This window comes from Streptomyces abyssalis, assembly GCF_001751365.1.
In the GTDB taxonomy this organism is placed as follows: Bacteria; Actinomycetota; Actinomycetes; order Streptomycetales; family Streptomycetaceae; genus Streptomyces; species Streptomyces abyssalis.
In genome coordinates this window covers 1,503,962-1,519,891 of the sequence record NZ_LJGT01000038.1, presented here as the reverse complement: position 1 = coordinate 1,519,891, position 15,930 = coordinate 1,503,962, and the positions used below count along the sequence as shown (strand labels likewise).

Genomic DNA, 15,930 nt, shown 5'->3' with positions numbered 1-15,930 from the left:
CACACTCGCTCAGTGTGAGCAGGTCCTGGGTGACACTCACCCCGACACTATGACCAGCCGCAACAATCTCGCAGGCGCTTACTGCCAGGCGGAGAACCTGGAACGCGCCATCCCCCTGCTGGAGGCCACACTCGCTCAGTGTGAGCAGGTCCTGGGTGACACTCACCCCCGCACTCTGACCAACCGCAACAATCTCGCCAGCGCTTACCGCTCGGCGGGGGACCCGGAGCGCGCCATCCCCCTGCTGGAGGCCACACTCGCTCAGTGTGAGCAGGTCCTGGGTGACACTCACCCCGACACTATGACCAGCCGCAACAATCTCGCAGGCGCTTACTGCCAGGCGGAGAACCTGGAACGCGCCATCCCCCTGCACGAGACGACTCTTGCTCAGCGCGAACGGGTCCTGGGTGACACTCACCCCGACACCCTGCGCAGCCGCCGCGATCTCGCTAGCGTCTACCAAGCGGCGGGGGACCTGGAGCGCGCCACCCCCCTGTTCGAGATCACGCTCGCTCAGTGTGAGCAGGTCCTGGGTGACACTCACCCCGACACTTTGACCAGCCGCATCAATCTCGCAGGCGCTTACTGCCGGGCGGAGGACCTGGAGCGCGCAATCCCCCTGTTTGCAACGGCTCTCGCTGAGGTCCTGGGTGACACTCATCCCCGCACTTTGACCAGCCGCATGTATCTCGCCGCCGCTTTCAAAGACCGTGCGCGATAGAGCCTGTGAGCTAGAGATCGTCGGCTCAGATCCAACGGGCGGTGCCCAGCCGACCTGAGCTACGCTCCGTGACCGTTGCCGCCAGTCGATCAAGGCAACGGGAAGGCCCCAGCGAGACGCCTGGGGAGCCGTGGCTGAGCCTCGAATTAGCAGCCAAATTAGCAAGCAAGATCAAAAAGGCCCCTCCCGTCTCCGGAAGGGGCCTCTGACCTGCGAGCCGCCTGGGGGAGTCGAACCCCCGACCTACGCATTACGAGTGCGTCGCTCTGGCCAACTGAGCTAAGGCGGCCGACCGCGGCGCCCGGCCTGCGGGCGCAGCGCGGACAAGTCTACACACGTTCCGGCGATGGTCCGTACGGGGTAAAGGGCCGGGCCGGGCCCTGGCTGAGGGCCCGGCCGAGGGGCCCTACGAGCACTTCTTGTCCTGCTTCGGCGCCTCGCCCCTGAGCAGATACCTGTCGACCGTGTCGTTGATGCACGCCCCGCCGCGCAGGTACGCGGTGTGCCCGTCGCCCTCGTACGTCAGCAGCCGGGCCGAGTCGAGCTGCCCCGCCAGGCCCTGTGCCCAGGCGTACGGAGTGGCCGGGTCGCGCGTGGTGCCGATGACGAGGATCGGGTCGGCTCCCTTCGCGTCGATGCTGCGGGGCTTGCCGGTCGCCTTCTCGGGCCAGTAGGCGCAGTTGAGGGCGGCCCACGCGAAGCCGCGGCCGAAGACCGGCGAGGTCTTCTCGAAGGAGGGCACGGCCTTCTTGGCCTCCTCCGGCGAGGAGAAGGCGGCCGGGAGATCGAGGCAGTTGACCGCGGGGTTGGCGAACATGATGTTGCCGTAGTGGCCGTCCGGGCCGCGCTCGTAGTACTCGTCGGCGAGGGCCAGCAGGTCGGCGCCGTTGCCGTCCATCGCCGTCGTCAGGGCGTCACGCAGCTGCGGCCAGGAGCTCTCGTCGTACATGGCCCGGATGACGCCCGTCGTGGCCTGGGACTCGGTGAGCTCGCGCGTCTCGCCGGTGGGCAGCGGCTTGGCGTCGGTCTTCTCGAAGAAGGCGCTGAGCCGGCTGCCCGCGTCCTTGGTGCTCTTCTTGCCGAGGGGGCAGTCGGACCTGCCGATGCAGTCCTTGGCGAAGGCCTTGAAGGCGGTCTCGAAGCCACCGGTCTGGTCGCGGTTGAGCCTCAGCATCGACAGTGACGGGTCCATCGCGCCGTCGAGCACGAGCCTGCCGGAGCGTTGCGGATAGAGGCCGGCGTAGAAGGCGCCGAGGTAGGTGCCGTACGAGGCGCCGACGTAGTTGAGCTTCTTGTCGCCGAGCAGCGCGCGCAGCACGTCCATGTCGCGTGCCGCCTCGACGGTGGAGAGGTGACCGAGCAGGTCGCCGGCGCGCTTCTCGCAGCCCTCCGCGAACTTCTTGTACGCGCTGACGAGCTCGGCGTTCTCCCGCTGGTCGTCCGGGGTCTGGTCGGTCTGCGTGTAGCTGTCCATCTGCTTGTCGGTCAGGCACCGCACGGGCTCGCTGCGGGCGACGCCGCGCGGATCGAGGCCGACGAGATCGTATGCGCGCCGCACCGGGGGCGGATAGCCGACGGCGGCGGCCTGCTGTACGTAGTCGACGGCGGAACCGCCGGGGCCTCCCGGGTTGACGAGCAGTGAGCCGATGGGTTTGCCCTTGCCCGAGGCCTTCTTGCGGGCGACGGCGAGTTCGACGTCCTTGGCGGGGTCCGGGTCGTCGTAGTCCAGCGGTGCCTTCATCTTGGCGCACTGGAATCCGTCGCTTCCGCAGTCGCGCCAGGAGAGCTTCTGTTCGTAGTACCGCTTGAGGTCGGCCGGCACGGCGCTCGGCAGCGGCTTGAGAGGTTCGGCTCCGGTGCGGCCCGCCGCGCGGTCGCTGCTGGCCGAGGAGGGGGCGCCCTCCGGTTCGTCCGCTCCGTCCGAGCTGGACGAGCAGCCGGACATCGTCAGCAGTGCGGCCGTCGCGAGTACGGCGAGTGTGGTGCTGGCGGGTCGCCTCATGTGCATGGACCATCCCTCGGTTGTTCGCGCCGGACCGGACAGCCGGCAGGTGTGGCACGGCAGTTGAGGTGGAGCGTATCCGGCACGGCTACCACAGATGTTCCCCCGCAAGGTGCCGCTCCTCATACGGGTGAGGGGGCGGGGCAGTCAGCCCACCGGTGGCTGCCGCCTCGGTGCGCCCGTCGCCCGTCGCCCGCCGCCCGCCGCCTGCCGCGTTCAGTACTCCGCCGACCGGTTCCCGCGCTCAGCCCGCACGCAACGTCATCGTCATCGCCTCGACCGCGAGCAGCGGAGCAACGTTGCGGTCGAGCGCCCCTCGGCACTCCAGGACGGCCTCGATGCGCCGCAGCGTCTGCTCCGGGCCGGAATCGGCGGCGAGCCGCGCCACCGCGTCCGCCGCATCCTCGTTCGCCGGGGCGACGCCGGAGCCGAACTGCCGTGCCAGTACGTCCCGGTAGAACCCGGTGAGGTCGCTGAGCGCGAGGTCCAGGGAGTCGCGCTGTGTACGGGTGGCACGCCGTTTCTGCCTGTCCTGGAGCTCCTTCATCGCCCCGGCGGTGCCGCGCGGAAGCCGGCTGCCCTTGCCCTCGGACGCGCCGAGCGCTGTGCGCAACTCCTCCGTCTCCCGTTCGTCGTGCTCCTCGGCGACCTCCTTCGCGTCCTCGGCCGCCGCGTCGATCAGCTCCTGTGCGGCACGGAGCGCGCCGCCGACGTCCGAGACCCGCTGCGGGAGTGTCAGCACCGCCGACCTGCGCCTGCGGGCGCGCTCGTCGACGGCGAGGCGGCGGGCCCGGCCGATGTGGCCCTGGGTGGCGCGTGCCGCGTACGCCGCCATGTCCGGCTCGATCCCGTCCCGCCGCATCAGCAGGTCGGCGACGGCGTCCACCGGCGGTGTGCGCAGGGCGAGATGGCGGCAACGGGAGCGGATCGTGGGCAGCACGTCCTCCGTCGAGGGCGCGCAGAGCAGCCAGACGGTACGGGGCGCGGGCTCTTCGACGGCCTTGAGCAGCACATTGCCCGCACCCTCGGTCAGGCGGTCGGCGTCCTCCATCACGATCACCTGCCAGCGGCCGCCCGCCGGTGACATCTGCGCCCTGCGCACCTGCTCACGGGTCTCCTTGACGCCGATGGTGAGCAGGTCGGTGCGGATCACTTCGACGTCGGCGTGTGTGCCCACCATCGCCGTGTGGCAGCCGTCGCAGAAGCCGCAGCCGGGAGCACCGCCCAGCGCGCGGTCCGGGCTGACGCACTGGAGCGCGGCGGCGAAGGCGCGCGCCGCCGTGGAACGCCCGGAACCCGGCGGCCCGGTGAAGAGCCACGCGTGAGTCATCGCCGAACCGGACAGGGCCGCTGTGCCCTTCCCCGCGGCCTCGGCGGTGACGTAGGCGTCGGCGTCGCGGGCGGCGGCGCTCAGCTGGGCCGTCACCTTCTCCTGGCCGACCACTTCGTCCCACACCGGCATCGCTGCCCGCCCCCTTTCTCACGGCTTCGGCGTCCGCCGCGTCCGAGCCCGCGCGCCGCATGCCGTACGCCGCGGGCCGAGCGCTGGAGCGGCACCCCGCACGTGCAGGCACCGCGCCTCGCAGCCCGCGTCACGCGGGCCGCCCGTCCACGGACCATTGTGGTCCACGGCACCGACAGTCAGGACACGCGCACGGGACACGCGCCAAGGCGCGGGCCCAAGACCGCGTGCCGCCCCGCTGTGCCGCGGGCCGCTCCGCTGTGCCGCCGACCGCAGGGCCGCCGCACCCGACCCCGCCCCGGTTCACTTGCCGCGGCGCCGCTTGCGGCCCTGCTCCTCGTCGTCGTCCTCGCCGGCGCCCAGCAACTCGTCCGCCAGGGAGGGCACATCGTCGAGCGGTGTCTCCTCCGCCCACTCCGGACGAGGCCGGGCGGTACGGCCCGTCTCCGGGTCGACCTGGGGGATCTCGCGGGTACGGTCCTGCCGCTCCCGGACCCGGTTCTGCTCCTGCTCCTCCGCGGGCACCCGCGGCAGCATCGTCGTCGCCTCGTCCTGCTGCGACTCCTCCCGCCGCGACTCCTCCTGCTGCGACCGCCCGGAACCAGCCCCCGGACGGGCCCGCGGCATGACGTGCGTACGCTCGGCGTCGGATTCCGCGTCGCCGCCGCTCTCCTGCTCATCGGGCTGGGGCAGTTTGGCGGTGTCCCCGTCCGAGCCGTCCGGGTTCGAGCCGCTCCTGCGGTTACGGGACTGCTCGGCCCGCTGAAGCGCCTCTTCCGCCCGGCGCTGCTTCTCCAGGCGACGCTCCTCGGCCTGCGCGCGCAGCCGGGCCTCCTCCTCGGCGAGGCGCCGCTGCCGGGCGATCTCCTCCTCGCGTGCGCGCTCCTCGGCGTCGCGCCGTTGCCGCTCCTCCTCGGCGATCCGCCGTGCCTCCTCGGCCCGCTGCCGGGCCTCCTCCGCACGACGTGCCTCGGCCTGCTGCCGCTCCAGCTCCGCGGCGCGCTTCTTGCGCTCTTCCTCCTCCGCCCGCAGCCGGGCCATCTGCTCCTGGCGTTCGCGCTCCTGGCGCTCCTCCTCCGCCTTTCGCGCGGCCTCTTCCTCGGCCTTGCGGCGGGCCTCCTCCTCGGCGGCCTTACGGGCGTCCTCCCGGGCCTTGATCTCCGCGTCGGACAGCGGAAGCACCTGGTCGAGACGGTGGCGTACGGCCGTCGTGACCGCCTCCGGCTCCTGTGCGGCGTCGACGACGAGATAGCGCGCCGGGTCCGCGGCGGCCAGCGTGAGGAAGCCGGAGCGCACCTTGTCGTGGAACTCCGGGGGCTCCGACTCCAGCCTGTCCGGCGCCTCGGTGAACCGCTCGCGCGCCGTGCCGGGCGCGATGTCGAGCAGCACCGTCAGGTGCGGCACCAGCCCGGCGGTCGCCCAGCGCGAGATGCGGGCGATCTCGGTCGGCGACAGGTCGCGGCCGGCGCCCTGGTAGGCGACCGAGGAGTCGATGTAGCGGTCGGAGATGACGATGGCGCCGCGCTCCAGCGCGGGACGGACGACCGTGTCGACGTGCTCCGCACGGTCGGCGGCGTACAGCAGGGCCTCCGAGCGGTGGGAGAGCCCGGCCGAGGAGACGTCGAGCAGTATCGAGCGGAGCCGCTTGCCGACGGGCGTGGCACCGGGCTCCTTCGTGACGACGACCTCGTGGCCCTTCCCCCTGATCCACTCGGCCAGCGTCTCGACCTGCGTGGTCTTGCCGGAGCCGTCGCCGCCCTCCAGGGCGATGAAGAAGCCGTTGCCGGCGGGGGCCTCCTTGGGGTGGCCGCCGCCGAGGGCGTCGAGGAGGTCGCGGCGGAGCGTGACGCCCTGGCGGTCGTCCGTACGTCCGAGCACGAGGGCCGCGACGGGCAGCAGCAGCGCCCCGACGAGCATGAGCGTGAACGCGGCTCCACCGTGGTCGAAGACGAAGTCGCCGGCGATCACACGGTGCGGGCCGATGAACCCGGCCGCCACGGGCGCGATCAGGGCCCCGAGCGCGATCGCGATGCGGACGACGGCCTGCAGATGCTCCGTCATGCGGGAGCGCTGTGCGTCCTCGGTCTCCTGGTCGAGCAGGACGTGGCCGGCCTGTGCCGCGACGCCCGAGGACATGCCCGCGATCAGCATCAGCACGAGGCCCGTGGTGGCGTCCGTCACCAGACCGGCGACGAGCAGGGCCAGCCCGGCGACGCCTATGGCGAGGGCGAGCAGGCGGCGCCGCGAGAGCAGCGGAAGCGTACGGGGCCCGAGGCGGATGCCCGCGGCCGTACCGCCGGCGAGGGCGAAGACCTGCAGCCCGAAGCCGATGGGGCCGCCACCGAGGTCGGCGGCGTGCAGCGCTGCGAGCGCGGCGGCGGAGGCGATGGCCCAGGCCGTGGCGGAGCCGGCGAGCACCAGCAGCGGGACGGCGCCGGTACGGCCCTTGCCGTCGCCGGAGCCCGAACTGCCCCTGGGACGGCGCAGGCCCTCAAGTGGTGAGCGCGGGCGGGGAGTTCCGCCGTCCGGCAGCTCCAGGAAGTACACGACGGAGAGCGCGGCGGCGAACAGACCGGCCGCCACATACGAGCCCAGCGCGGCCTGGTGGCTGTCGAACCAGTCGAACGCCGAGCCGAGCGCGTTGCTGACGAGCGTGACCACGACCAGTCCGATGGCGGCGACCGGCAGCGCCAGGAAGGTGCTGCGCAGCCAGAGCCGCCGCAGCGCGTCCTGCCGGTCCGGGAGCGGACGCACGGCGGCGCCCTCGGGCGGCGGCGCGGGCAGCAGCGCCGGAGCAGCGCTGTCCTTGGCGACGGTCCAGAAGCGTTCGGCGACTCCGAGCACGAAGACCGTGATCAGGACGAGCGCGAAGGCGTCGGCCGTCATCCAGTCGATCCACATCGGCGCGACGATGAGGGCGAGTGCACGCAGCGCGTCGGCCGTGAACATGGTCCAGCGCCGGTCGAGCACGCCCTTGCCGGGGGCCAGCAGCGCCGACAGCGGTCCGAGCAGCACGGCGCCGAAGAGGAGCGTGGCCAGCAGCCGCGCGCCGAAGACCGCCGTGATGACCAGGGCGATGCCCCGGTAGCCGCCGCCGAAGACGGCGTCGGCGCCCGTTGCCCGTACGGTCGCCGCCTGCAGGGCAAGCAGCAACAGCACCAGCAGGGCGAGCGCGTCGCCGATCCCGCTGGTCAAGTGGGCGCTCCACAGGCGCCGGAGGGGGCCGAACCGCAACAGCGCGCCCACGGCGCGCTCGCGGGACTCCGCGGCGAGTGCGTCGTCCGGGGCGTCGGAGGTGGGGGGTACGCCCATTGGCTGATCTGCTCGCGTCATGGCGGTCAGGGTATAGGGAGCCGTGGAAGCCGCGTGCCCCAGCCCGAACAAACGGGCGGGACCAGCGCCTTACGCCCCGGTGGACCCCCCGGCGGTGCCGGACCCGCCGGATCCCCCGGAGGCTGCCTTCTTCGACGCCGCCGTCTTCGCGGCTGCCTTCTTCGTCGTGGTCTTCTTCGCGGCCGTCTTCTTCGCGGTCGTCCTGGCGGCCGTGCTCTTGGCCGTGGTCGTCTTCGCGGCGGACTTCTTGGCCGTGGCCTTCTTCTTTGTCGCCTTCTTCTTCGTGGCCTTCTTCGCCGGGCCCTTCGCCCGCTTGTCCGCGAGCAGTTCGAACCCGCGCTCGGCCGTGATGGTCTCCGGGTCGTCGTCACGGCGCAGCGTCGCGTTCGTCTCGCCGTCGGTCACGTACGGGCCGAAACGGCCGTCCTTGACGACGACGGGACGCTCGCTCTGCGGGTCGGTGCCCAGCTCCTTCAGCGGCGGCTTGGCCGCGGCACGGCCGCGCTGCTTGGGCTGCGCGTAGATCGCGAGGGCCTGGTCGAGGTCGATCGTGAAGATCTGCTCCTCGGTCTCCAGCGAACGGGAGTCGGTGCCGCGCTTCATGTACGGCCCGTACCTGCCGTTCTGCGCGGTGATCTCCTCGCCCGACTCGGGGTCGGTGCCCACCACCCGCGGCAGCGAAAGCAGCTTGAGCGCCTCCGCGAGCGTGATCGTGTCCAGCGACATCGACTTCAGCAGCGAGGCGGTGCGCGGCTTGACGGCGTTCTTGCCCGTCTTCGGCGTGCCCTCGGGGAGCACCTCCGTCACGTACGGGCCGTACCTGCCGTCCCGCGCCACGACCGGGCGGCCGGTCTCCGGGTCGGTGCCCAGCTCGAAGTCGCCGCTGGGCTTGGCCAGCAGTTCCTTGGCCAGCTCGACGGTCAGCTCGTCCGGGGGCAGGTCGTCGGGGACGTCGGCGCGCTGGCCGGGCTCGTCCGGGGAGGGCGGCGGGCCCTCGACGTACGGGCCGTAGCGCCCGACGCGCAGCGTGATGCCCTCACCGACGGGGAAGGACGAGACGCCCTTGGCGTCGATCGCGCCCAGGTCGGAGACGAGCTCTTTGAGACCACCCAGGTGGTCGCCGTCGCCGTTGCCGGAGTCGGCCGCGGAGCCCGGGGCACCGCCCGCCTGGCCGTCCTCGCCGAAGTAGAAGCGGCGCAGCCACGGCACTGAGGCGGCGCTGCCCGCCGCGATGCGGTCGAGGTCGTCCTCCATCTTGGCCGTGAAGTCGTAGTCGACGAGCCGGCCGAAGTGCTTCTCCAGCAGCCCCACCACGGCGAAGCTCAGGAAGGAGGGCACCAGGGCCGTCCCCTTCTTGAAGACGTAGCGCCGGTCGAGGATGGTGCTGATGATCGAGGCGTACGTGGAGGGGCGGCCGATCTCCCGCTCCTCCAGCTCCTTCACGAGCGTGGCCTCGGTGTAGCGCGCCGGGGGCTTGGTCGCGTGGCCGTCGACCGACAGCTCCTCGGCGGTGAGCGGGTCGCCCTCGGTGACGTGCGGGAGGCGGCGCTCACGGTCGTCCAGCTCGGCGTTCGGGTCGTCGGAGCCCTCGACGTACGCCTTGAGGAAGCCGTGGAAGGTGATGATCTTGCCGGTCGCGGTGAACTCGGCGTCCCGCCCGTCACTGGCCTGTCCGCCGACCCGTACGGTCACCGACTGCCCGGTGGCGTCCTTCATCTGCGAGGCGACGGTCCGCTTCCAGATCAGCTCGTAGAGCCTGAACTGCTCGCCCGTCAGGCCGGTTTCGGCAGGCGTGCGGAAGCGGTCGCCGGAGGGGCGGATCGCCTCGTGCGCCTCCTGGGCGTTCTTGACCTTGCCCGTGTAGACCCGTGGCCGCTCAGGCAGGTATTCGGCGCCGTAGAGCTGCGTGACCTGCGCACGGGCGGCGCTCACCGCGGTCTCGGAGAGCGTGGTGGAGTCCGTACGCATATAGGTGATGAAGCCGTTCTCATACAGCTTCTGCGCCACCTGCATCGTCATCTTCGCCCCGAAGCCGAGCTTGCGGCTCGCCTCCTGCTGGAGCGTGGTCGTACGGAACGGGGCGTACGGCGAGCGGCGGTACGGCTTGGATTCGACGGAACGCACCGAGAAGCGCGTCTCCGCGAGGGCGGAGGCGAGGGCTCGGGCGTTCTCCTCGTCCAGATGCAGCACCTGGTCCGGGTTCTTCAGCTGTCCGTCCGCGCCGAAGTCACGCCCCTGGGCCACGCGCCGGCCGTCGACGGTGTTGAGCCTCGCGCCGAACGTGCCCGGGTCACCGGCGCCGGCCTGGCGATGGCCCTGCCCCGTGGCGAAGGTGGCCGTCAGGTCCCAGTACTCGGCGGAGCGGAACGCCATGCGCTCGCGCTCACGCTCGACGACCAGCCTCGTCGCCACGGACTGCACGCGGCCCGCCGAGAGCCGCGGCATGACCTTCTTCCACAGCACGGGCGAGACCTCGTAGCCGTAGAGCCGGTCGAGGATGCGACGCGTCTCCTGGGCGTCGACGAGGCGCTGGTTCAGGTCGCGCGGATTGCGCACCGCGTCCTGGATGGCGTCCTGCGTGATCTCGTGGAAGACCATCCGGCGCACCGGCACCTTGGGCTTGAGGACCTCGCGCAGATGCCAGGCGATGGCCTCGCCCTCGCGGTCCTCATCGGTGGCGAGCAGGAGTTCGTCGGATTCGGCGAGAAGCTGCTTGAGCTTCTTGACCTGTTCCTTCTTGTCCGTGTTCACCACGTACAGCGGCTCGAAGTCGTGATTGACGTTCACACCGAGCCGCGCCCAGGACTCGCCCTTGTACTTCGCGGGGACCTCCGCGGCGCCGTTCGGAAGGTCCCGGACATGCCCCACGCTGGCCTCGACCACATAGCCGGGGCCGAGATACCCCTTGATCGTTTTGGCCTTGGCGGGCGACTCGACGATGACGAGTCGGCGCCCGCCGTTTGCGGGCTCGCTGGTCGGGGACAACTTCTGCTCTTCTCTCCGGTCGGCGTACGGCATCGGTTCGCTGCGGAGTGTGACGGTACATCCCGGCTACGTGTCAAACGGGAAAACTCCGCAACGCAACTCGAACGGTAACCCGACATCCGCCGGTCCTGCCGCCCGATACCGCCCGATCCTCACGCCTAGGACAACGGCGGACCACCTTTGATGAGCGAATTCACGCCGAAAATACGATCACTGACTGTGCGGAGTGTGCGATTCCGGCGGCTTCTCCGACCCCTCCAGCCTCGGAGGCCCCTTCGGCCCCTCCGGGCTCTCCAGCCCTTCCGGCTCCTTCTACCCCGCCGGCTCCACGGGCAGCAGGAAGCCCTGTTCCACCAGCAGCCGGATCGCCCCCGGCGTGCGGTCGCGCAGCATCACCGGGTCCTCCCCCACCAGCTGCGCGATGGCGTCGAGGATCCGCCAGGCGGGCAGCGACCCGTCGCACACTCCCGCGAAGCCGGCGCCCACCGTGTCCACCTTCGTGGCACGCCGCATCCCGTGCTGCTGACGCAGCACCACATGCTCCGGGTCCTCCGCGCCGGGCGCACCGACCTGCTCCTGAACGACGCCGTCGGCCAGCCGGAAGTGGCAGTCAAGGAGGGCGGCGTCGTCGGTCGCGCGCAGGAAGTCCTGACGCTCGAAATGCTGAACCACCTCGTCACCCAAGGGCTGCTGAACGGGATGCGGCCACTCCTCCACCGTGATTCCCGGCTCCTCGGCACCGCTCTTGCGCAGCGTGATCCATCCGAACCCGACCGCGCTCGTGCCCCTGCGCTCGAACTCGTCCAGCCATTCCCCGTACCGGGCCGCGTACTCGGCCTCTTCCGCACGGTGGTCCCCGGCATCCCGCAACCACAGCTCCGCGTACTGCGTGACGTCCTGCACCTCGCGCTGCACGATCCACGCGTCGCAGCCGGGAGGCACCCAGGACCGCAACCGCTCGCGCCAGTCCTCGCCGTGCGCGTGCTCCCAGTTGGCGAGCAGCTGGCAGTAGCCGCCGTGCGCCAGCCGGTCCGCCGACCGCTCCACGAGGGTGCGGCACAGGTCGTCACCCGCCATGCCGCCGTCCCTGTACGTCAGCCGCGCACCCGGCGAGATCACGAAGGGCGGGTTGGAGACGATGAGGTCGTACGGCTCGTCGCCCGCGACGGGTTCGAAGAGGGCCCCCTCCCGCAGGTCCACCCCGGACGCCCCGGAGAGCATCAGCGTGAGCCCGGCGGCTGTGACCGCGCGGGGGTTGATGTCGGTCGCGGTGACCCGGGTGGCATGCTGCGCGGCGTGCAGCGCCTGCAGCCCGGAGCCGGTGCCGATGTCGAGGGCGCGCCCGACGGGCGTACGTACGGTGATGCCGGCCAGCGTCGTCGAGGCACCGCCGACACCGAGGACGACGTCCCTGCCGTGCGTGCCCTCCGTCGTCCCTGCGCCCGCCGCACCGCCGACGGCGCATCCGAGGTCGGCGACGATCCACCAGTCCTGGCCCTCGGGCCCGCCGTAGGGCCGTACGTCCACGGTCGCGCGCACCGACGGTTCCGTGGGCACCGGGCCCTCGCCGCCGCCGGCGTCCTCCGCGGGCACCAGCCAGCCGTCCTGCAGCGCGTCGTCGAGGGGCAGCGCGCCCCGCGCCTGCTCACGCGGGACATCCCGCTGAAGCAGGAAGAGCCGGACGAGCGTCTCCAGGGGGCTCGTGCCGCGGGTCGCACGCAGGGCCGGAACGTTCTCGCTCCGTGCGAGGGCGGCGTACGCGGGACCGCCGAGGAGGTCGAGAAGACCGTCGGCGGTGAAGTCCGCGGCGCGCAACGCCTCCCTGAGCCTGACGGTGCGGTCGGGGTCTGCTGACGGAAGGCGCTCGCTCGTACTCACGCACCCATTGTGACGTCCCGGGGTGCCGGTATGGACCGCCCGGGAGGCGGGGAACGCCTCCCTGCTCGGCAGGACCTACACGCTCGGCGGGTTCCCGGGGCGCTTGCAGCCCTTCTGGTTGGCCATCGCCTTGCCGACGTCGCCGGACTGCAGCTTGCTCAGGGCCTTGTCACCGCTCTTGCCGAGGGTGTCGAGCTGGGTGGCGATGCCCTGGAGGCCCTCGGCGAACTTCGCCTGGTCCTTGGTGTCCAGGCCGTCGACCGTCTTGCGCAGCTGGCCGTACTTGGCCGAGATGCCGCGCAGTTCCTTGACCGCGTCGGAGTGCAGCTGTTCCCCGTTGTCGACGGGCGGCGGGCCCGCCTCGTCGACCGCGTCGCCGAGGGACTTGTAGGCGCCGGAGATCTTCTCGAAGGCCGCGGCGTCGGTCTTCTTCACGTCCTCCGAGGAGTTCTTCTCCTTGGACGCGTCGTTGATCGACGTGTTGGCCTCCTGGATCTTCTTCACCTGAGGCTGGACCTGGTCGCAGACCTGCTTGGCCCACTCGTCGGCCTTCGCGCCGCTGTCGTCGCTGCAACCGGTCAGCGTGAGCGCGATCGCCGCGCTCCCGGAGAGTGCGGCCGCAAGTTTCTTGTTCACCGGATCGGTCCCTTCCGTGGCTGTTCGGCCCGGAACATACACGCCCAGGGGTCGGCGGCGGCGAGTCGGGCTGGGCATTTGCAGCGCATTGTAGCCATTTGAGTCACCCTGCCGACCTGTGTGGTGCCCCACAGACAACAGTGGGGCGGACAGGACGCCAACGCGCCCTGTCCGCCCTTCTGTTGATGCAATGTGACCTGTCAGGCCCTCATGAGGCCGCGACGGGATCGCTCGGCTTCGCCGTGCGTTCGGTCTCGTTGCCGGCGTCGCCGTTCCCGTTCTCGGCGTCGGTGTCGCTCATGGCGATCCCGCGCCGCTTCGAGATGTAGACGGCACCGATGACGACTCCTGCGGAGATCAGCGCGACGACGGCGCGTACGCCGGTGCTCGCGTCGTCACCGTAGGAGAACTGGATGACCGCGGGGGCGATGAGCAGCGCCACCAGGTTCATCACCTTCAGCAACGGGTTGATGGCCGGGCCCGCGGTGTCCTTGAACGGGTCGCCGACCGTGTCGCCGATGATGGTGGCCTCGTGGGCCTCGCCGCCCTTGCCGCCGTGATGCCCGTCCTCGACGAGCTTCTTGGCGTTGTCCCACGCACCACCGGAGTTGGCCAGGAAGACGGCCATCAGCGTGCCCGCACCGATCGCGCCGGCCAGGAACGCCGCCAGAGCACCGGCGCCGAAGGTGAAGCCCACCAGGATCGGCGACATCACGGCCAGCAGACCGGGCGTCGTCAGCTCCCGCAGAGCGTCCTTCGTGCAGATGTCGACGACGCGTCCGTACTCCGGCTTCTCCGTGTGGTCCATGATCCCGGGCTTCTCACGGAACTGCCGGCGGACCTCGTAGACCACCGCGCCCGCCGACCGCGACACCGCGTTGATCGCCAACCCGGAGAAGAGGAAGACGACGGCCGCGCCGAGCATCAGCCCGACCAGCGTGCTGGGCTGCGCGATGTCAAGGAGCTGCAGCATCTTGCCGCTGCTCTCCCCCGCCTCGCTGAGCGCGTGGACGAGCTCCGTACGGTACGAACCGAACAGCGCCGCCGCGGCGAGCACGGCCGTGGCGATGGCGATGCCCTTGGTGATCGCCTTGGTGGTGTTGCCCACCGCGTCGAGGTCGGTGAGCACCTGGGCGCCCGCACCCTCGACGTCACCGGACATCTCCGCGATGCCCTGCGCGTTGTCGGAGACCGGACCGAAGGTGTCCATGGCGACGATGACGCCGACCGTGGTCAGCAGACCGGTGCCCGCGAGGGCCACGGCGAAGAGCGCCAGCATCACGGTGCCGCCTCCGAGGAGGAACGCGCCGTAGACGCTCAGCCCGATGAGAATCGCCGTGTAGACGGCCGACTCCAGACCGATGGAGATGCCCGAGAGGATGACCGTGGCCGGACCGGTCAGCGACGTCCTGCCGATGTCCCGTACGGGCTTGCGGTTGGTCTCGGTGAAGTAGCCCGTCAGCTGCTGGATCACCGCGGCGAGCACGATGCCGATGGCGACGGCGACGACTGCCAGCACCCGCGGGTCCCCGGTGTGACCGAGGATCTCCTGCGCATCGCTTCCGGCCACGCCCTTCAAGTCGGCGTAGCTGGAGGGGAGATACGTGTACGCCGCGATCGCGACCAGGACCAGGGAGATCACCGCGGAGATGAAGAAGCCGCGGTTGATCGCCGTCATGCCGCTGCGGTCCTTGGTGCGCGGTGCCACCGCGAACACACCGATCATGGCCGTGATCACGCCGATCGCCGGGACGATCAGCGGGAAGGTGAGCCCGTCGTTGCCGAAGACGGCAGTGCCCAGGATGAGCGCCGCGACCAGCGTCACGGCGTAGGACTCGAAGAGGTCCGCTGCCATGCCCGCGCAGTCGCCGACGTTGTCGCCGACGTTGTCCGCGATGGTCGCGGCATTACGCGGGTCGTCCTCCGGGATGCCCTGCTCGACCTTGCCGACGAGGTCGGCACCGACGTCCGCGGCCTTGGTGAAGATGCCGCCCCCGACACGCATGAACATCGCGATCAGCGCGGCACCGAGGCCGAAGCCCTCCAGCACCTTGGGCGCGTCCGCGGCGTAGACGAGCACGACGCAGGCCGCACCCAGCAGGCCGAGTCCGACGGTGAACATGCCGACGACGCCGCCCGTACGGAAGGCGATCTTCATGGCCTTGTGCGAGACCTTGGTCAGATCAGCAGCGGGCCCCCCGTCCTCGGGGGTGGCCTCACGAGCGGCCGCAGCCACGCGTACGTTGCTGCGCACCGCGAGCCACATGCCGATATAGCCGGTGGCGGCGGAGAATCCGGCGCCGACCAGGAAGAACAACGAACGTCCTACACGCTGGTTCATGTCATCGGCAGGCAACAAGAACAACAGGAAGAAGACCACTACGGCGAAAATGCCGAGTGTGCGCAACTGGCGGGCAAGATAGGCGTTCGCGCCTTCCTGCACGGCAGCAGCGATCTTCTTCATGCTGTCGGTGCCCTCGCTCGCGGCGAGTACTTGACGGACCAGCACGACGGCGACGCCGAGAGCTGCCAGTGCGACCAGCGCGATCACGATGACGAGACCGCGATTGCCAGTGGTCAGCATGGCATCAGCGAGGTGCTGGTGGTTCTGGGATGGGCTGAGGTGCCCCGCCATTCGTCCTCCTTGACGCTTGGCGCAGGGGCGCGCGGTTCGGTGGCCGGCTCCTGCTTGCAAAGATGTGGACGGATTGTAGGGATCAGCTCCAGAACAAAACAGTGCACCGTTTCGCCGATCCGCCTTCAACAGCGGAGATCAAATGGAGTTCGTGTGCGGAATTCGCTCGTACGAGGTAGCTTTACAAAAAAGCTGACGCTGTAAAAAATGATCGCAGCGGCAGCCGCGCAGGCCCCATTTTTCACATCAAATCAGTTCAGGAATTGCTTCCGTGCGCC

General features: G+C 70.5%; 8 protein-coding genes and 1 tRNA gene. 1 reads left to right on the top strand and 8 read right to left on the bottom strand.

Translation table 11 applies throughout. From position 1 onward, the window contains the following. Positions 1-721: tetratricopeptide repeat protein (locus AN215_RS13935; RefSeq protein ID WP_139140743.1), on the top strand; the 721-nt coding region annotated here is incomplete at its 5' end. 215 nt (positions 722-936) lie between these two features. On the opposite strand, the gene AN215_RS13930 is transcribed toward AN215_RS13935, so the two are convergent. From AN215_RS13930 to AN215_RS13895, 8 genes are all read right to left on the bottom strand, one after another. Beyond that, positions 937-1,010, bottom strand: a tRNA-Thr gene (locus tag AN215_RS13930). A gap of 117 nt (positions 1,011-1,127) precedes the next feature. After that, the gene (locus AN215_RS13925; RefSeq protein WP_070009393.1) at positions 1,128-2,729 is read right to left on the bottom strand and encodes an alpha/beta hydrolase; all 1,602 of its coding nucleotides are present in this window, start codon (positions 2,727-2,729) and stop codon (positions 1,128-1,130) included. Positions 2,730-2,967: 238 nt separating this feature from the next. Continuing rightward, complete coding sequence (locus AN215_RS13920) at positions 2,968-4,185, bottom strand: DNA polymerase III subunit delta' (protein ID WP_070009392.1); 1,218 nt, start codon at positions 4,183-4,185, stop codon at positions 2,968-2,970. 303 nt (positions 4,186-4,488) lie between these two features. Next, positions 4,489-7,518 carry a dTMP kinase gene (gene tmk, locus AN215_RS13915; protein WP_070009391.1) on the bottom strand — a complete coding sequence of 1,010 codons (3,030 nt, stop codon included), beginning with the start codon at positions 7,516-7,518 and terminating at the stop codon, positions 4,489-4,491. A 69-nt stretch (positions 7,519-7,587) separates the two neighbouring features. Then, positions 7,588-10,503, bottom strand: coding sequence for a type I DNA topoisomerase (gene topA, locus AN215_RS13910; RefSeq protein ID WP_070009573.1), 2,916 nt, complete (start codon positions 10,501-10,503; stop codon positions 7,588-7,590). A 312-nt stretch (positions 10,504-10,815) separates the two neighbouring features. Further along, on the bottom strand, positions 10,816-12,381 hold the full coding sequence (locus AN215_RS13905; RefSeq protein ID WP_070009390.1) for a DUF7059 domain-containing protein: 1,566 nt from the start codon (positions 12,379-12,381) through the stop codon (positions 10,816-10,818). Between the two features lie 75 nt (positions 12,382-12,456). Further along, positions 12,457-13,017: a small secreted protein gene (locus AN215_RS13900; RefSeq protein ID WP_070009389.1), complete on the bottom strand. Its 561-nt coding sequence runs from the start codon at positions 13,015-13,017 to the stop codon at positions 12,457-12,459. 208 nt (positions 13,018-13,225) lie between these two features. Further along, positions 13,226-15,652: a sodium-translocating pyrophosphatase gene (locus tag AN215_RS13895; RefSeq protein ID WP_070009388.1), complete on the bottom strand. Its 2,427-nt coding sequence runs from the start codon at positions 15,650-15,652 to the stop codon at positions 13,226-13,228. Positions 15,653-15,930 lie beyond the last annotated feature (278 nt).

What these genes read in the sequence shown, in the direction of transcription:
- AN215_RS13925 (WP_070009393.1), bottom strand. Translation starts at nt 2,729, where the DNA reads ATGCACATGAGGCGACCCGCCAGCACCACACTCGCCGTACTCGCGACG.
- AN215_RS13920 (WP_070009392.1), bottom strand. Translation starts at nt 4,185, where the DNA reads ATGCCGGTGTGGGACGAAGTGGTCGGCCAGGAGAAGGTGACGGCCCAG.
- tmk (WP_070009391.1), bottom strand. Translation starts at nt 7,518, where the DNA reads ATGACGCGAGCAGATCAGCCAATGGGCGTACCCCCCACCTCCGACGCC.
- AN215_RS13895 (WP_070009388.1), bottom strand. Translation starts at nt 15,652, where the DNA reads ATGGCGGGGCACCTCAGCCCATCCCAGAACCACCAGCACCTCGCTGAT.